This window comes from Nostoc sp. KVJ3 (genome assembly GCF_026127265.1).
Taxonomy (GTDB): domain Bacteria; phylum Cyanobacteriota; class Cyanobacteriia; order Cyanobacteriales; family Nostocaceae; genus Nostoc.
This window is the reverse complement of record NZ_WWFG01000001.1, coordinates 342280-360121: the sequence shown is the minus strand read 5'-3', so window position 1 is coordinate 360121 and position 17842 is coordinate 342280. Positions and strand designations below refer to the sequence as shown.

Sequence of the window (17842 nt, the reverse complement as noted above, 5' to 3'; positions counted from 1 at the left end):
TTCTGTAAAAACCCAAAATCGTTGGAGATCCCCCTAAATCCCCCTTAAAAAGGGGGACTTTAAGAGACCTTTGCCCCCCTTTTTAAGGGGGGTTGGGGGGATCAAAAGCCTATGAGGCCACTCTCAAAAACTTGTGTGTACACCGTAGCCCTTTCTAAGGGAGGATTGAGGGGGGTAAAAAATCAAGTTTGACCTGAGTGATGTGCCAAGCACAGCGCAATAGGCAGGTTTTAACGCTACTTCATTACTCAGGGCATATTACAGTCATTAGGATATCTTAAAAGAAATAATCCCAAGCGATTAGAATCAGGGCATCTTTAGGAGATAACTACCTTGGCAGATGTAATTTATCAAGCACAAGCACCCTTAGAATTTATTCCTCCAGCGTTTAACCCCCTATTGCTACGAGTCGTCCATCTGTTGCTACCCAGTTGGATAAAATGGCAAACACCCATTACCCAAATTGAAGCAGACAACGTAGAGGGGCTGGTGGATCTCTATCGCCAGTTTCAGGAGGGTAAGATCCGTTTTATGCTGGCATTTCGCCATCCGAAAACAGACGATCCATTTTGTTTGGCCTATTTGCTGTCTCAACTTGTACCCAAGGTAGCGCGATCGCAGGGCACAACACTACAACTTCCAATTCACGCTCATTTTATCTACGATCGCGGCATTCCTCTATGGGCAGGTGCTTACGTTGGCTGGATTGCTTCTCATTTAGGTGGGACTCCCATTCAGCGCGGTAAAGCTGACTGGACGGGGTTACGTTCGGCGCGTGACTTGTTTCTCAATGGGAAATTCCCGATGGCGGCTGCGCCAGAGGGTGCAACCAATGGTTTATCGGAGAATATCAGCCCCCTGGAACCCGGTATCGCCCAATTAGGCTTTTGGTGTGCTGAAGATTTGCACAAAGCCGAACGCCCCGAACAGGTTCTAATTGTACCAGTTGGGATTAAATATAGTTACGTTGATGCTCCTTGGGATGCGATCGCAAATCTTTTAAGTGAATTGGAAGCGGCTAGTGGTTTACCTGTGAATTCACCAGAAAATGCTTCTATAGAGTCGCTTTATCCCCGGTTGTTAGCCTTGGCAGAACATTTACTTTTATTAATGGAAGAATTTTATACCCGATTTTATCATCAAAAACTGCCAGATCCCAAGATTGTTGCTGGGCAAATTCCAGATAGAAATGAAGCGTTAGCAGTTCGTTTACAAGCTTTATTAAATGCAGCGCTGTTAATCTCAGAACAGTATTTTAATTTACAGTCAAAAGGTAGTTTGAGTGACCGTTGTCGGCGAGTAGAACAAGCAGGTTGGAATTATATATTTAGAGAAGAATTTAAGGATGTAAAAGGAATATCTGCTGTCGAAAGAGCTTTAGGCGATCGCATTGCTGAAGAAGCAAATGCACGGATGTGGCACATGCGTTTAGTAGAAAGTTTCGTTGCCGTTTCTGGTAATTATATTCGAGAAAATCCAACGGTAGAAAGGTTTGCTGAGACGACTTTAATTTTATGGAAGATGATAGATCAGATTAAAGGTAATAAAACTGTGCAACGTCCGCAATTGGGTAAGCAAAAAGTCAAAATTACCGTGGGTGAACCTATATCTATTTCTGAGCGTTACCCAGCATATAAAGAAAATCGTTTGAGTGCTAGACAATCTGTTGCCGATGTCACAAATGATTTACAACACTTGTTAGAAGGATTAATTTGATTCGATGGTGAGGATCTTTCTCTCCCTCACCATTGCAGTCTATAAAATCTCTTGAACTGTTAATTGCAATCTGATTCTGTAGTTATTTATAATCTATAAATCTGAAATATTGCTACTAAAAGTTGATACAACCTAATTGACTACCATTGGCTCCTATGAGGTAAAAGTCCGAATTAAATCGGCAGTCGAGGAAATTGCTATGCTTTCTCCAGCTAAAAAAATGATATGCCTACTAATTGGACTTTTAAATGGTTGAATTTGTGGCAAAATACCGATTTTGAATGTCAAAACATTGTCAAACTTGTTTATAAGGGTAAAGTCTGGGGATTAGTGCGATATGGTCTTTATCCTTATCCAGGTTCTCCAAAATTTTTAGAGATAGAACAGATAGAAGCTCACCCTACAAGTCGAGGAGAGGGGGCTGAACGATTCATGGAACCAATCGGCAAATGGTTAATTTGGTATGCAACCAAGGTTGGATTGGAGTTGTGTCAAACAGAAACAGATGAACCGCTAGTTATCTTGGTTGCTCTAGATACGGCTGTGTCCTATTATAATAATAAGGTGCAGATGGAATATCTGGGGCCTGTGACAATCGCTCCAGGAGAAGATGGATATGCTTTCAGATTCTTGCGGAAAGCAGCCGCATCCTTCTGTAATCAACAAGAAAGCTTAAGAGGAGTGCCAAATTTATATGGCCAGTAATACAATAAAAGCCGGGTCAAAAGTTGTTATGACTCACGCCCAAAGGCAAGCTTTCCTGAAAACGTCTCCTTTGGGACAACTATTCGGAGTAGCACATTTGCTACCTGAAGTCGAAGATTCAAAAAGCCACAACCATGCTTTAAGTAATCAACCAAAATTGGTAGATGTAGATATATTGTCCTCTAGCAAACATAAGTTTCAGTATGAGATGTTAGAGCCTTACAGGAAAAGTCGTGGTAAATGGTTCAGAACTGTATCTTGGATGCATCTCTATCACTCAAACCTTGAAAAAACTTCATCTCAAAGAAAAACAATGGTAACAGTGTAAGTAGTAGTAAGTAAAACACTTGAGATAAATCTAGAAACAAATAATGTAAAGATAAAAGACGCGATTAATCGCGTCTTTTATCACTTTGACCACAACAATAGCTCAAGCAGAAATTAATTAAAAGTTTTGCAGTTGCAGAGGTTAATTATGGAAACTACAACTAAAAGACAAGAGTTGTTAAAAGCAATCAATCAAAGACTAGAACAAGCTTATGAAGACACTTTAGAAGATGTTCTAGAACTGTTAGATATTAGGTCATCTGAGGATCAAGAGGATATTAAAGCCTTTGAAGAAGCTGAAAATGAACCTACTATTACTTGGGAACAGTACAAACAAGAATTAGAATCGTGACTTATCAAATAGAAATTTCTAACAGGGCTGCAAAACAATTAAAAAAATTATCTGCTGATATTCGAGATAGAGTTAACGAGAAAATTTTAGAAGTGGCTGAAAATCCCCGTCCTAGCGGCGTTGTCAAGCTAGAAACTACCGACAATAAATATCGTATTCGTGTTGGCAATTATCGGATTTTATACGAAATCCTAGATGATGTGCTGATAGTTAAGGTTGTTAGAGTAGGGCATCGAAGAGATGTTTATCGAGATGAGTAGATTGTCAAGTCAATACTAAGTCGTCACTCTGCTTTTGCAGCGATTTTGAAATACGTCGGGTGCTATGAAATACTCATACTTTGATTTAATTGTGTCAAGAATACGCACCTAATACATCACCCAGGAAACACTTTAGATAAATCCAGAACTAAATCAGGAAAATATGGCAGATTAACTGATTCATTTGGCAGAAAAATTAACTTGCGGCGATAACCAAATTTACCTTGTAAATCTTTATAAGGTTCGCTGTAAGATTCTAGGTAGTTATCTACTAAATTAAATATCCAATAGTCGGAAATACCAGCTTCTGCATAAACAGATAATTTTACATCTTGGTCATATTTCAAAGTGGAATTAGAAATTTCAATTACCAGCAATACATCAGATGGGCTAGGATGAGCTTCTAAATAGTCATCAGGACGATTTCGTACAATGACTAGATCGGGTTCTGGTTCGCTGTCATCAGGTATAATAATTGGTTCTTGTCCTCGAAGAATCGCCTCTTCTAAAACCAGCTTGAATAATTCCCGATATAAGCGGGTGCTGCAAACAGAATGTGGTGTACCTTTTGCTGCCATCTGGATTATTTCACCCTTAATTAGCTCAACTCGGTCATTCTCCTCAAAGAAGCCGAGTTCAGCTAGACGGTGATATTCAGCTACAGTAAAGCGTTTAGCAGTGGTAAGGCTCATAACAGCTACGAGAATGCAGAGTTATTTTTATCTTAATATAGCTGTAGCTGATTAAAGTGATGCGATGGAAGATAGTGAGGTGTCTGGGTATTCTTCTTTATCAACTTCTGTAGCTGTTTCTATACTTACACCATTCCAAGGAAACTCAAAATATTGTTCCTGAACCGTTTTTAATTCCTTTATGGACTCTTGGAAAAATAATTTAATAGCAGATAGCTGGTTTTCTTGAGATAAAAACTCTTGTAGGCTTTTTCGATAGAATATACCTGACCAGGCTGGCAAAACTTTTAAATTAACAGGAGTCCATATATTAGGCTTATGGTTAATTACTTTCTGCATAGATTCAATAATTTTTGGACGTTCTCTAAAACCAGGAGAAACATACAAAATTATACCTAAATATGGATAATCAGTTAAATTAGTTGGATTTAAATTGAAGTATCCAAGACCACACCATAAGTCCCATGTTGAGGCAGAAAGGTGGGTGTAGATAATATATCTACTATCCCATCTCCATTGAGTCATACTTGCTGCCTTTCCTACGACACTTCCAAAAGCTAACTTGAATTCCTCCTTCACCTCATCACTCAAGGTTGATTGCATCAAAATGAGAGTTTTGTTAAAATTTACCATTGTCAATAAGTCAACCGATGAAAATTGATTTGTAGTAGACATTCCATTTATCCTCATGAAAATTAATATTTCTTGGGCTAAGATATCAGTCGCATATTGTTGTAAGCGGGCATAAAATTGATGCCACCTCAATTGATAAAAACTTATCTTTGGCTCTAAATTAAATGCTGGAGTTTTGATTTCGTCTTTTGGATCATAATCACGGGTAATATAAATCAAAATTCGATGTCTAACATTTTTTAATTTACTCAGAATCTCAGCATATTTTTCTAATTGTCGCCATCCTTCTGTAGAGCCAATTTTTGATTCAATACATATTACATCAGTATTTAAACCATCTGACAGTTCAACTACAATGTCCAATCTACTATCTTGAGTATGAGTTTCAAGTCGTTTGTGTTCTTGTTGAGTTGAAATTTTGATGCTGGAATAATTCTCATCACTAATGATTGAATGATATTTTAACCAATCAATTAAAATATGATTATTCAGGGATAAAAAATAGGCAACAATCTCAGTAAAAAAATCTTCAAGCGGCTTGTTTGCTGAATGTAAGTTGAGTAAATTGCTAAACAAAGACATTGATTTTTAGCTATTTAAGATATTGGTGGAAAGTCTGCCTAAACAGACTCCAATAATTTAAAACCCAGGTCGGTGGGTTTTGTCTGTATAGCCGGGAATTACATTCCCCAGGGCAGGTTATTACTAGCAGTGCAGCAGTTATAACTTAGCCGATCGCAGTTTGACAAGATTACTGTATGATACTTACAACAAATAGGGATAAAAATTTTACCCCTACAAAGTTGTGTATTATTTTAATAATAAGCTAGAAAAGCTTAGTGCTATTGGGTTAAATGATTTTCTAGCAAAGATGCGATCGCATCTGGATGAATATTCTTGTATTTCTTTTTACCAAGGTGTAAAACACAGTTGGGGGCGCTGCTACAGCATTTTTGGCAACTGGTATGTTCTATGGTAACTTTGTCTAACAAACCGCGATCGCACAAAGTTTTTTCTAATTCTGATAATAACCCTTTACCACCACGTTTCAAACAACCGCCCTTTTGACATACCATAATCCTCGCTTTGGTTTGAGGTGATAAATCTTGCTTTGGACACCCATTAACTGGTATTACCTGATAGGCTTTAATTTTAATTTCACTTGTACGCGAATCTATCTTACTATAACCACAAACGCGAACTTGCTGACCAGGAACTAAGGATGAACTTAGAGAACGGCGCAACTCTTTAGACAGTTTAATTTCTACATTTCCAGATGGAATTGCCAATTGCAAGTATTTATATTTTCCTGATTCACCACCAACAAAACCTAGTAACTGTCCTTCAAGGTTCAATTCTGATAACGTCAAATGTTTGTCACCCATGATTGATAAAAAGTTATTGGGAATTGGGCATGGGGCATGGGGAATTGGGAATTGGGAATTGGGGAAGAAACTTGTTAAATAATTCTCCCTTGTCTCCCTTGTCTCCCCCTACTCCCCACTCCCCATTTTTTAAGCGAGGCGTTTAGCTTCTACTGTTTGGGGTAAATTTGCTGCATCCGGCAAATCACGAAATTCTAATTCCCAACCATTGGCTAGGGTGAGAATCTTGCCATCACTTCCATCGGTTTGTTTGACGACTTCTTCTTCAAGGTCTTTTTTAGCAACGTAGACTACTAAAGTACCGGCATCATTCATGCGTAGCATTACTTTCATGAGATTCCTCAACAGATTCTAGTTCTTTTTTCATACAGCCGACGACGAATCCTGTTTCCAAGAAATGCACAGCATAAATATAGGAAGTCTGCAAATATGTCCCTATACTCGCTATGTAGCCGATATCTCCTTTGTTCACTAAAACTTGCCCAACTTCTTTACCAGGAAAGGTTCCATCGTTTTTGAGCAGTTTCCGAACTCTGACTTTTTCACCAATTTCAAAAGCAGGTGGCAAGTTGAGTTCTAATTCATCGCGTTGCATGAGAGTACCTCTGTTCTCTGACCAAATTCAATAGTTCTTCTGTCGTCAGGCTGCGTTTTTTCTGTACCGATTGATGGCGCACTGCATCTAAAACAGATTGAGTTTCTTGGGAGTTCAAGAAAATTCCATGCTGTTCTAGCAAGTTTGAAACCAAATGCCGTCCAGAATGTTTACCTAATACTAAACGCCGTTCCCAACCCACTTCTTCGGGTGCAAATGGTTCGTAGGTAATGGGATTTTGCAATACCCCGTGAGCATGGATACCAGATTCGTGAGCAAAGGTATTTTCGCCAACGATCGCTTTCCAAGGTGGTACGCTAGCACCTGATGCAGCTGCAACCAGTTGAGAAAGTTCCAGCAAACTGGGTGTGTGGATGCCCAAATCAACGCCATAGATGCGTTTGATAGCCATCACAACCTCTTCTAAAGCTGCATTTCCCGCCCTTTCACCTAATCCGTTGACTGTGGTATTCACTGATAAAGCTCCGGCTTTGATACCCGCAAGAGCGTTGGCTGTTGCCAGACCAAAATCATTGTGGGTATGGATTTCTAAGGGAATCATCAAAGCTGAAACTAGCCGTTTGACCTTATTGTAGGTGGTGAAAGGATCGAGAACTCCTACGGTGTCGCAGAAGCGGAACCGGGATGCACCCCATTCTTGGGCATAAAGTGCTACATCTAAGAGGAAGTTTTCATCAGCCCTAGAAGAATCTTCTCCGCCGACTGCTACCCAAAGACCTTGATCGACAGCGAAGCTGATGCAGTCTTTGAGTTTTTGCAAACTTATTCGCCATTGACCGTGGAATTTAGCGGCGATTTGGATACCAGAGACGGGAATGGCGATATGCACCCGGTTCAGTCCGCAAGCGATAGAAGCCTTAATATCTGAGATGACAGCGCGGTTCCAGCCCAAGAGTTTTGCTTGTAAACCCAAGTCAGAAATTGCGGCGATCGCACGGGTTTCTTCGTCACCCATTGCCGGTATACCGACTTCTAATTCGGGGATACCAATGGCATCAAGAAATTTAGCGATCGCTACTTTTTCTTGTAAGGTAAAGGCAACACCTGCTGCTTGTTCGCCATCACGTAATGTAGTGTCATTAATTATGATTTGATTCATTGCAAATATCCCTCTCTTGGAAGTATTCTTAATATCCTTTCTCTCTACAATCCCCAGCGATGGCAAATGCTAAAAATATCACAATTCATAATGTAGGATACATGATCCTTAATTATTGACCTATTAGCAGCATCACATCTGTATGACAGGGAACTAAAACAATGTATAATTTACTAATCGTTTTTACCGATGTCAGTTGTAGTTTGTTCGAGTAGCAACGAACTAATGTAACTATTAGCAAATCCTGAACAAAGTAAAACACAGAATCCAGCAAGTAAGGATGTAATCATCTTCGTAACCTCAGATTTTCTAGAGCATTGGTGTGTAATTTCGGCAGATAATGGGACTCAGAACTACAGGTGACAAATCAGCTAACTGTGTTCTGCTAGCCAATCAAAAATCTTTCCTAGCTGCTCCAAATCAACTAAACCATATTGCCAGAGAAGCATCGGTAATGGGCCATTTTCTAATTCACGGTGTCGCAGAGCTACAGCAATATCAGCATTTGAAAGTTCAAGTTCGTTTTGCAAAAAATTGAGGAGTTTTATATCTCTGTTCCGAGTCGCCATAAATGATTGAACTTTCAATTTCTTAATTTGGGAAAAACTTAAAAATCAGAAATTCCAATTTTTAATTGTTGCTATATGTCAGGGTAATTTCAGATTTAGGAGAATAAACAAAATATAAACTCCATCTAATCCATCTCAGTCTGCAACAAATTCTGCAAGCATACAGTAGCTTCAAACTCTAAACCTATTTGAGCTTTGTGCATCTATGAACAAAAAGGATAAAGTGCAGTGATTTAGTCATGAATTCAAGATTAATGTTGTCTTGAACAGGTGCGATTCATCGCGTCTCTACCGATCGCTATAAATCCAGCAACGCTCTAGCCACTCTAATAATTCCTGACGAGAACCAAGAAATTGCATAACTGTACTGCGAATTAGAATCGCTTCTAGCAAATTGTTCACTTGCACTCGTAACGAACCATCGGGGGGACAAGAACTATTTATTTTTAACTCTTGCAGTCGGTGATAGATTCGCCAGCGATCGCTCAAAGGTATCTGCAAAACTTGATCGCCTAAAGGATCGGAATTAAGTTGTGAGGCGTTTAATTTTCTCATTTTGGCAAAGGGGAGTGGGTAGATGAAGGGGATGAGGGGGATGAGGGAGAATAATTACTAACTCCTAACTCCTAACTCTTCTCTTAAAGCTTGCAGTTGTTTTTCGAGTTGTTCAACGCGCGAGAGCAAAGAACGAATCACAGTTGCTTCCATATCGGGTAGCTTTCCATGTTCTAAAGGAGAAAGGCTGGCGTTTTGATTTCGAGAAATAATTCGACCGGGAACGCCCACAACTGTGCAATCATTGGGGATATTTCGCAAAACAATGGAACCTGCGCCAATACGGACGCGATCGCCAATTTGCAGATTACCCAAAACTTTTGCACCCGCCCCAATCACTGCATTTTTGCCCACCGTCGGATGACGCTTACCAGTTTCTTTACCAGTTCCGCCAAGGGTAACGCCCTGATAAATCAGTGTATAGTCGCCGACGATCGCAGTTTCGCCAATGACAACACCCATTCCGTGGTCGATAAACACGCCCTGGCCAATCTCTGCACCTGGATGAATTTCAATTCCCGTCAAAAATCTCCCCAAATGAGAAATTAAACGGGGGATAAAACCGACTCCTCGACCATGTAACCAGTGAGCAAGACGATGCAAACAGAGTGCGTGCAATCCTGGATAGCAAAACACCACCTCTAGCCAATTCCGTGCTGCGGGATCGCGCTCAAAAATGATGCGAAAATCACTCAATAATGGCTCAAAAAAACCGCCAGAGAGGAAATTTTTCAGCATGGATGTATGTGCAGAATCCTGCTTTTTGGTACTTGGGGGATCGCTAATACTGTCTAAAGACTGTTGCATCGGTAATGTCTATCTGGTAAAAGAGTCATCTGCTATTTTTATGCTTATATCAGGTGACATCCAACTCGATATCAAACCCAATGCTGATTGGATTTATTGGATTGATTAAGGTTGTACTCAAACGCCAAAACCCCGACTTAACATAAAGTTAAAATTCGTCTGGGGTTAGGGGTGCTAGTATTTAATGGTAGGGGTGCTAGTATTTTTGGGGTAGGGGTTAAGAATTTCTGTTCATGCTACAAGGAACTTTACCCGTAAGCCTTTGCTAAGATTTCGTCAAGATATTTTGCAATATATTAAGTTGTACTCAGATGGACTCAAGTATGAGTTAGATGAGGCTACAAATCGATTTTCTGTATATCCTACTACTATTATTATCCTATTATTGAGTTGAGCGAAAGACAGATTTCTTTATTTTCTTTTAGGATTTGCTGTCTGTATGCAGATATACCTTTCAAAATATAGTTATCGCTCATCGTGACTGTTTTCTTATTATATAGATGTGTGGGAATAGCGATCGCAAAATCTTAGAAAAGCAGAATAAGCAAATGTTCTCATAGCGCCCCTAACCACGAAATCTGTAAAGGTGGATTCATCCAGTTCAAATACTCGGCGACGGAGTTCAGAGGTGGATTCATCCGGTTCAAATACTCGACGACGGAGATAAAAGGTGGATTCATCCAGTTCAAATACTCGACGACGGAGATAAAAGGTGGATTCATCCAGTTCAAATACTCGACGACGGAGATAAAAGGTGGATTCATCCGGTTCAAATACTCGGCGACGGAGATAAAAGGTGGATTCATCCAGTTCAAATACTCGGCGACGGAGATAAAAGGTGGATTCATCCAGTTCAAATACTCAGCGACGGAGATAAAAGGTGGATAAACAAAATAGGAGCGTACATTTGTACACCCCTACAGCAAATTTATTTATAGCGCTTCTGTGTTGAGTCCAATAAAGACCTAACCCCCAACCCCTTCCCTACAAAGGGAAGGGGAGTAAGATTCAAAGCCTCTCTCCTTTTAGGAGAGAGGTTTGGAGAGAGGTCAAAGTGTATTGCATACAAGCGAGAAGTGCTATATTACAAAGAGTTTTGAAAAAATATGAGACTTGCCGATGAGTATTAATTTATCAAGAGACGGCAGTTTTTGCAGATTTCCCTTTACCAATAGCCTTAAAGCGTTCGCCCAACTGTTCAGCGACAGTTTTTAAGCCTGGAGTCTTTTTTGATGCAGTCTTCACATAATCATAAACAGTCAAACTGCTAGTCATCGCTTCACTACCGACAGCCATTAAGGTATCATCTACCTGTTCGGTGAGTTGTTGCATAGAAGTTAAAAGTTCGGTCAGCGCTGCGGCTAATTGATAATCTCGAACAAGTTCCTCAACATCAAAAGTGGCTGGAAGAATCTCGCGGTTCGACTGAGCAGCAGTGATGCTATTGTTTACAAAGGCTAGGCTTTTATCCCCCATTTTTACTAACTTCCGCCGTTCTTCCGTGCTGAGAGTAATCAAGAAGGGAAGCTTTTGTTGGACTTTCTGTAGCGCGGCTCTAATTTCTTGAATATCTTGTGCAGAAAGGGACGCTGTAATATTTTGATAGGCCATCGTATATTTACCTTTGGGTTTTTAGTAGTGAAGTAGCAATAGCTGCTAAGTATAGAATTCCCATTAGTGGATGCGATCGCACATCATAACCTATTTATCTGTTTTACACTCATTGCACCCCACCTTTTAATCCCCTTCCCTTGCTCAGGCTACTGTTGTACACACAAGTTGAATTACCCCCCTTAATCCCCCCTTGTAAAGGGGGGAAACAGGAATCTAGTTCCCTCCCCTTTACAACTACGGTGTACACACATCTCTGTGGCGGGTGCAAAATGTGGTTTGATCCCCCTAAATCCCCCTTAAAAAAGGGGGACTTTAAGAAGTTTTCCCCCCTTTTTTAAGGGGGGTTAGGGGGGATCAAAACGTTGTGGGGCTAGGTTATCAAACTTGTGTGTACACCGTAGCCCCTTGTAAAGGGGAGGGTTAGGGTGGGGTAAAACCCTGGTTAATCAGCTATTTCAGACTTTGTTGAACCACCGTGTTTAACACTAATTACATGGTCAACTTGAAAGCCTAAGCTGTTTACTTCTGGATATAAACAATACTCGCATAGATGGGTGGCGCGATCGCCAACTAAACGCCCCAATTCTGCACTAATATATGGACGAGACACCCAGAAAGCCCTCATGTAGAGACGCGATTTATCGCGTCTAAAAAACTGGCACGTTAGACGCGATAAATCGCCGTCTCTACAGGAATATTCTCGTCAATTATTGCTTAATTGTGCCAACTTCTTCTGAGCAAATTCCCGCACTTGCTCATCTGGGTCATTCTCTGCGCGATCGCGCAACAGTGGTAAAGTCTGGGGATGCTGAGGAAATTGCTTGATAATTATCTCTAGTGCAATGCGCCGAGGATTGGGGCTATAGCTTTTATGGCTACCCTCAAAGGGGTCATTAACAGCGCAGTGGTGGTATATGTCAAACAACTCAAGCTGATATTTAAAGTGTTTAGCTAATTCTTGGACTGCTGCAAGTCGCACATATTGGTAATCATCCTGAGTAGCGCGTTCTTTGAGGATGGATTTAGTGTCGGGATCATCTTTGAAGTTCTTCGCTAATTCTTGGACTGCTGCACGTCGCACTTCCCAGTTATCATCCTGGGTAGCGCGTTCTTTGAGGATAGTTATAGTGTCTGGGTCATCTTTGAAGTTCTTCGCTAATTCTTGGACTGCTGTAAATCGGATATAGTTGTCATCATGCTGGGTAGCGCGTTCTTTGAGGATAGTTTTAGTGTCTGGGTCATCTTTGAAGTTCTTCGCTAATTCTTCCAATAATGCTACTAAAACAACCGGATGCTCACGAGTCTGAACACGTAACTTTAGCCATGACAAGGTTTCTGGGTCATTTTCCCAACCTTTTGCTAACTCGTGTACTGCTCTTGCTCGTACCCATTTCCGACCGCCAAGTTGAGTTAACTCTTTTAGCTTGTTAAATAATTTTATCTCTGTTACTTTAATTAAACTACGATTTCTTACTCCTAACAAACAATCAACAGAAAGATATATTCTAGTTAAATCTCCCTCCTGCATCATTAGATATTCAATAATCTCCCCAACAAATCTTGGCTCAATCATTCCCGCAATTAGCAGCAAAACTTCATGCCAAGTTTCATCCTGCCAGTGTTTGCCAAAAACTTCATTCTTAAGTTCCTCAATAGTCAGCGTTTGCGTTTCTTTAAACTGCCAGACAAACTCCCAAGCACAAAAATATTCTAAAAATGTCCGATGCACAAAGGCATAATAATCCGCACCCAGGAAACATAACATAAAATTGCGAGTCCGCAGTTGATTAATTATCACCCGCGCCACTTCTCTGGGTTTATCAAATTCTATGGTTTTCAGATAATCAATCAAAATTTTGACTAAATCATTTTCATTAATCAAATTCCCTGCCAAACCTTTCTCACCAGTTTGCATAAGATAAGCAACCTGACGCAGCATCGCTTGCTTATCTTTATAATCAATCGTTTTGGGATCTAACCTCTTATCTTCTGTCAAAGCGCGTTCCACATCCCATTGATGTAGCAGTACCCGCGAAGCTTGATCGTAAAGTGTAGCTCTATCTCTTGGTAGCTCTTGATTCCGATTAAGAATTGCCATCATCGTCAACAGCAGAGGATTTCCCGCCAATTCTGCAATAGATTTGGAAGCTGCAATTCCTCTTTGTAGCCGTTCCCGTTTTCTCACTTTATCTGCTGCATCGGTAAAAGTTAACTCATGCCAACGGTTGATAAAATCCTGAATTTGTTCTGAGTCTAAATCTTGTAATATAAAGTGGCGAAACTCAGCATTAAGCAATCGTTGCGGTTTATAGCCAATAATCCGAGAAGTGACAATTACCTGCACATCAGGATAGTCATTAGTAAAGCGATGAATATCAGTAATTACATCCTCTCGCTTCCCAGGGTCAAATACCTCATCCAAACCATCAAACATCACTAAGGCATTACCAGCTTTTAATTGTTTATCTAGTTCAAGCTGATTGAGATGATGAACAGCACCACTACATTGATGAAAAAATTCGAGAAAATTATTGCACTCTTTATCTTCCCGTCGCCGCATATAAGTGCGTAATTCAATTAGCAACGGAATTGGTAATGAGATAACATTATCCAGTGGAGACTCAGCCCAATTTAAAGCCAGAAATTGCAACAAAGTAGACTTACCTGAACCAGGATCGCCCAAAATCACAATATATTTATAATCTTGCTTTTTATTGACAACATCTAATACTGAACGGATCGGCTGTTCAAAATAAACCCGTTTGTGGCGTTCTAATTCTTCTAATTCCACTTCTGCTTCTACTTGGTTACTTTCTCGCAGCCGTCTAAGATGTTCTTTAGGCAGTTCGTGAACTTGTGGTAAAACTTGATGAGCTTCCCGGACATTTTGAGCAGTAAAAATCCGCCATAATTTAAGTTCGTTATAAGCATAGCCGGTAGTATCTAAGCTATCTAATTTGAGATTGCCATAGCGATCGCGGATTCCTTCTTGATAGCGTTTCAAATCAAAGTCGGGAATAAGCTCACCAGACCCTCTTGTGTTCTTTTCGATTTGTTCCAGATTTTGGGAATCAACAATAGCTCTGAGTTCAGGAATTCCTCGAATAATCTCTTTAACTTTTTGCAGATATTTCTTAGCAACTCGCTTCCAGTTAAAATCATCTGGTAACGGATTTGAGACATTAATTTTATCCCAAATTTCTTGTAATCTATTAGTATCTATAGCTGGATTGTCATTTTTAAAGGCATTTCCCAAAATTTCTTTGACTTCTTGATTTTTGACAAACTGCTTTATTGGCTGCGTATACTTTTTGATTTCATCTTCAGAAAGTTCTCCCCCTTTTAAATCTTCCTGCACTAGTTGCAAAAATTCTTTTAAGGCTTTGCCAGCAGCGATTTCTATATCTTCTTTCTTAAGTTTCTCTAAAATATTCTTAGGGATGCCTTTTAATAAATCTTTAGCCCAATCTTTAGCAGCATCCTTAGCTAAGTCTTCCAGAATGGGTTTAAAAATCAACCCGACGGCCTGAGTTACACCCCACATAGCTAACCAGTCCAGCATAATACTCGCTTCTGTTGAGAGTTTGATTACGAGTATATCCACTAGCTGGAGTAATGTTTCCAGATTTCAAGGTTATTGTAAAACAATACTGCCTACGCTCAACGTCGCTCCATTAAAGAGGTAATAGTTCATGCTTTGCAGGTAAGTAGTCCTCTTGAATGGGATGATGGCTAACACACCTAACTATATGTCATGGTGCGTTACGAACTCCGTTCTAAGAGGATGTTTGAAAAGTATTTCTCTGTAACTTTAGGCACTTTTGATCCCCCCTAACCCCCCTAAAAAAGGGGGGAACCGGAGTCAAAGTCCCCCTTGAAAAGGGGGATTTAGGGGGATCTAAAACTTTTGATACCGATAAGAGGACTTTTCAAATATCCTCTAACACACCCTACAATAAGTAACCATGCAGAATTAATTACAGTCATTGCGAGCGAAGCAATCCCAGCCCCCGCGTCCGCGAAGCGTGTCCGAAGCGCCTATGCAATCTTCCCACAGAACGCTCACTTTTGCTAAGACCATGAGCATCTGCTAGTTCTTGTCAGGTGTGCGCTCAATCATCACACCACATAGATTTTACTAGGTTAAATCAATATCTTTGAGAAAAACGAAGTCTTGAACGCTTACGGTTTTTCAAACATCATTTTTTTATTGATAGGAAAACAATACTCTTAATACACTCTTAGTACACTCTTAATACACTCCCAATACACTCTATACAAGGTTTTGGGACGGTATAGTGGTGACAATTCTCTTAGCTTTAAGGATTTTTTTAGTTTTAAAGAGCGATCGCTATGCATTTCTTTGTAACTCTTGGTTCACCCATTTTTTGATGAGTGAGAAAAAATATTGGTATATGTACTATATAAAGATATTTAACGAAGTGTTCCCAAAAACAAGTACTCTGAGTGATCTTTGTTTTGACTCTCGGAGAAATCGGCTAGCCGAGAGTTACGTGTGAGATGCATCAATACCAGGCTAGAGAAAAGTTAAAAATGGTTATGTTTTCCCTAAACTCAATACGGATACTCGGACGCATATTATCTGCATCACTAGTTAGTTTGCTCCCTTCTGTTACTAGTGTAATGTCCTTAGAGGTTTTTTCCACCCCAGCGTTTGGCCAACCGCCAGCTGCGTCTGTTGACACCCAGCTGAAAGTGCCTAGTACAATGACCTCTTCGCCCTTTGATTCTAACCGTTACTTAAAAGTGCCATCCAACTTCTCCATCTCTGTCTATGCTCGCATTCAGAATGCTCGCTTTATGGCAATTGCTCCCAATGGGGATCTGTTAGTGTCACAGCCCAGTACGGGAAAAGTGTTAATCGTCCGGCCAAATGGCAGCAAAGACCCAATTATTTCCGACTTCGTGACAGGTCTACGCAAGCCTCACGACATTGTGTTTCATCAGATTAACAACACCACATACGTTTATATCTCTGAGACACATCAAATTAACCGCTTCATCTATAATTCTGGAGACTTAATCGCAAAAAATCGTCAAATCGTTGTAACTGGCTTACCAGACAACAGCACATCAGAACTCAAAGGTGCTTATGGTCACGAACTCAAAAATATTGCACTTGATGGCAATCACAAACTGTATGTGTCCATCGCTTCCACATGCAATGCTTGCACACAAGATACTGTTAGTAACCCAAAACGTGGTGCAGTTTACCAGTACGACGCTAATGGAACTAATCAGCGGCTTTTTGCCCAAGGTTTACGTAATGCCGAAGGGTTAGCATTCTTACCTGGCACAAATGACCTTTGGGTAGTCGTTAATAATCGAGATAACATCGCCTATCCCTTCAACGATAACAGTGGCAATTACGGTAAGGTAGTCCCCTCTTACGTAGATGACCACCCACCAGAGGAGTTCACGAAAGTCGGAGATGGTGGTAACTACGGTTGGCCATTCTGCAACCCCAATCCTGACACATTAAATGGCTTTAATAATATGCCCTTCGATCGCGACTATCAGTTCAATGCTGATGGACATGTTAATTGCAATGCGATGGACAGGATTAGCAAGGGTATCCCAGCCCATTCAGCCCCCTTGGGACTAACATTTTTACAAAATACCAAATTTCCCAGCCTATACTCAAGTGGGGCAGTGGTGGGGCTGCATGGCTCATGGAATCGGCAGAAGAAAACGGGCTACAAAATAGCTTACTTTCCCTGGGACAGTACAACAAAGACACTAGGGGACGAGATAGATTTAGTGAGTGGTTGGCTAACTCCAGCAACGCAAGAAATCTGGGGGCGACCTGTGGATATGGTAGTCGATCAGCAAGGTAATTTGTTGATCTCGGATGATTACAGCGGCACTATCTACAAGCTCTCCTACAATGTTTCCTCCACGCCGTCATCACAGGTTAAAGTCTACAGTGACCCTAATTTTGGTGGAGTTTCCCAATCTTTTCCCACAACTCCAGGAGTATACAAAGCCAACGCAGGTGACTTAAATGTTATCGGGAATGACAATATAAGTTCATTAAGTGTACCAGCAGGTGTAGTGGTACGTGTATGTCAAAATGAAACTGGTGGTCTATGCCGTGAGTTCAGTGCTGGTGATTATAAATCTATTGGAGACTTGGATAACATGATCTCGCTTATAGAGGTCAATCCGTCATCATCACAGGTTAAAGTCTACAGTGACCCTAATTTTGGTGGAGTTTCCCAATCTTTTCCCACAACTCCAGGAGTATACAAAGCTAACGCAGGTGACTTAAATGTTGTGGGGAATGACAATATAAGCTCATTAAGTGTACCAGCAGGTGTAGTGGTACGTGTATGCCAAAATGAAACCGGTGGTCTATGCCGTGAGTTTAGTGCTGGTGATTATAAATCCATTGGGAACTTAGATAAGATAATCTCGTTTATAGAGGTTAAGTAGCACCACTCACCGAGTTTTAAATTTTGGATTTTAGTGAAGCAGCTAGCTGGTCTTCT

At 40.5% G+C, this 17842-nt stretch carries 19 protein-coding genes; 6 read left to right on the top strand and 13 right to left on the bottom strand.

Annotated features, from left to right (window positions below; all coding sequences use genetic code 11):
* Nucleotides 1-333: 333 nt before the first annotated feature.
* The 5 genes from GTQ43_RS01600 to GTQ43_RS01580 all read left to right on the top strand — a co-directional run bounded on the left by GTQ43_RS01600 (nucleotide 334) and on the right by GTQ43_RS01580 (nucleotide 3360).
* A complete protein-coding gene (locus tag GTQ43_RS01600) occupies nucleotides 334-1716 on the top strand; it encodes a 1-acyl-sn-glycerol-3-phosphate acyltransferase (RefSeq protein WP_265270088.1) in 1383 nt (460 codons plus the stop codon).
* 225 nt (nucleotides 1717-1941) lie between these two features.
* Complete coding sequence (locus GTQ43_RS01595; RefSeq protein ID WP_265270086.1) at nucleotides 1942-2421, top strand: hypothetical protein; 480 nt, start codon at nucleotides 1942-1944, stop codon at nucleotides 2419-2421.
* Nucleotides 2411-2749, top strand: a complete 339-nt coding sequence (locus GTQ43_RS01590) for a protochlorophyllide oxidoreductase (RefSeq protein ID WP_265270085.1) — start codon at nucleotides 2411-2413, stop codon at nucleotides 2747-2749. Before GTQ43_RS01595 ends, GTQ43_RS01590 begins: the two co-directional genes overlap by 11 nt.
* Before the next feature lie 147 nt (nucleotides 2750-2896).
* Nucleotides 2897-3100 carry a hypothetical protein gene (locus GTQ43_RS01585; RefSeq protein WP_265270083.1) on the top strand — a complete coding sequence of 68 codons (204 nt, stop codon included), beginning with the start codon at nucleotides 2897-2899 and terminating at the stop codon, nucleotides 3098-3100.
* Complete coding sequence (locus GTQ43_RS01580) at nucleotides 3097-3360, top strand: type II toxin-antitoxin system RelE family toxin (RefSeq protein WP_265270082.1); 264 nt, start codon at nucleotides 3097-3099, stop codon at nucleotides 3358-3360. The genes GTQ43_RS01585 and GTQ43_RS01580 overlap by 4 nt, the downstream gene beginning before the upstream one ends.
* A gap of 116 nt (nucleotides 3361-3476) precedes the next feature.
* Here the strand turns inward: GTQ43_RS01580 and GTQ43_RS01575 are convergent, their stop codons facing one another.
* The 13 genes from GTQ43_RS01575 to GTQ43_RS01515 all read right to left on the bottom strand — a co-directional run bounded on the left by GTQ43_RS01575 (nucleotide 3477) and on the right by GTQ43_RS01515 (nucleotide 14892).
* The gene (locus GTQ43_RS01575) at nucleotides 3477-4052 is read right to left on the bottom strand and encodes a Uma2 family endonuclease (RefSeq protein WP_265270079.1); all 576 of its coding nucleotides are present in this window, start codon (nucleotides 4050-4052) and stop codon (nucleotides 3477-3479) included.
* A 51-nt stretch (nucleotides 4053-4103) separates the two neighbouring features.
* Nucleotides 4104-5267 carry a PD-(D/E)XK nuclease family protein gene (locus GTQ43_RS01570; RefSeq protein WP_265270078.1) on the bottom strand — a complete coding sequence of 388 codons (1164 nt, stop codon included), beginning with the start codon at nucleotides 5265-5267 and terminating at the stop codon, nucleotides 4104-4106.
* Between the two features lie 260 nt (nucleotides 5268-5527).
* Nucleotides 5528-6070 carry a (2Fe-2S) ferredoxin domain-containing protein gene (locus tag GTQ43_RS01565; protein WP_265270076.1) on the bottom strand — a complete coding sequence of 181 codons (543 nt, stop codon included), beginning with the start codon at nucleotides 6068-6070 and terminating at the stop codon, nucleotides 5528-5530.
* Nucleotides 6071-6199: 129 nt separating this feature from the next.
* Nucleotides 6200-6403 (bottom strand): putative nitrogen fixation protein NifT, encoded by a 204-nt coding sequence (gene nifT, locus GTQ43_RS01560; RefSeq protein WP_265270074.1) that lies wholly within the window; start codon nucleotides 6401-6403, stop codon nucleotides 6200-6202.
* A complete protein-coding gene (locus GTQ43_RS01555; RefSeq protein WP_094327372.1) occupies nucleotides 6378-6665 on the bottom strand; it encodes a nitrogen fixation protein NifZ in 288 nt (95 codons plus the stop codon). Before GTQ43_RS01555 ends, nifT begins: the two co-directional genes overlap by 26 nt.
* Nucleotides 6652-7785, bottom strand: coding sequence for a homocitrate synthase (nifV, locus tag GTQ43_RS01550; protein WP_265270071.1), 1134 nt, complete (start codon nucleotides 7783-7785; stop codon nucleotides 6652-6654). The genes GTQ43_RS01555 and nifV overlap by 14 nt, the downstream gene beginning before the upstream one ends.
* 371 nt (nucleotides 7786-8156) lie before the next feature.
* Nucleotides 8157-8354 (bottom strand): DUF2949 domain-containing protein, encoded by a 198-nt coding sequence (locus GTQ43_RS01545; protein WP_094340663.1) that lies wholly within the window; start codon nucleotides 8352-8354, stop codon nucleotides 8157-8159.
* A gap of 288 nt (nucleotides 8355-8642) precedes the next feature.
* Nucleotides 8643-8909 carry an Asr1405/Asl0597 family protein gene (locus tag GTQ43_RS01540; RefSeq protein ID WP_265270066.1) on the bottom strand — a complete coding sequence of 89 codons (267 nt, stop codon included), beginning with the start codon at nucleotides 8907-8909 and terminating at the stop codon, nucleotides 8643-8645.
* A 57-nt stretch (nucleotides 8910-8966) separates the two neighbouring features.
* Complete coding sequence (cysE, locus tag GTQ43_RS01535) at nucleotides 8967-9716, bottom strand: serine O-acetyltransferase (protein ID WP_265270064.1); 750 nt, start codon at nucleotides 9714-9716, stop codon at nucleotides 8967-8969.
* A 554-nt stretch (nucleotides 9717-10270) separates the two neighbouring features.
* A complete protein-coding gene (locus GTQ43_RS01530; protein WP_265270061.1) occupies nucleotides 10271-10564 on the bottom strand; it encodes a hypothetical protein in 294 nt (97 codons plus the stop codon).
* A 286-nt stretch (nucleotides 10565-10850) separates the two neighbouring features.
* Nucleotides 10851-11327: a hypothetical protein gene (locus GTQ43_RS01525; RefSeq protein WP_265270059.1), complete on the bottom strand. Its 477-nt coding sequence runs from the start codon at nucleotides 11325-11327 to the stop codon at nucleotides 10851-10853.
* A 445-nt stretch (nucleotides 11328-11772) separates the two neighbouring features.
* Nucleotides 11773-11940, bottom strand: a complete 168-nt coding sequence (locus GTQ43_RS01520) for an HNH endonuclease (RefSeq protein WP_265270057.1) — start codon at nucleotides 11938-11940, stop codon at nucleotides 11773-11775.
* A gap of 93 nt (nucleotides 11941-12033) precedes the next feature.
* Nucleotides 12034-14892, bottom strand: coding sequence for an NACHT domain-containing NTPase (locus GTQ43_RS01515; RefSeq protein WP_265270054.1), 2859 nt, complete (start codon nucleotides 14890-14892; stop codon nucleotides 12034-12036).
* A 1166-nt stretch (nucleotides 14893-16058) separates the two neighbouring features.
* Here GTQ43_RS01515 and GTQ43_RS01510 point away from each other — a divergent pair.
* On the top strand, nucleotides 16059-17786 hold the full coding sequence (locus GTQ43_RS01510; protein ID WP_265270052.1) for a PQQ-dependent sugar dehydrogenase: 1728 nt from the start codon (nucleotides 16059-16061) through the stop codon (nucleotides 17784-17786).
* Nucleotides 17787-17842: the final 56 nt, after the last annotated feature.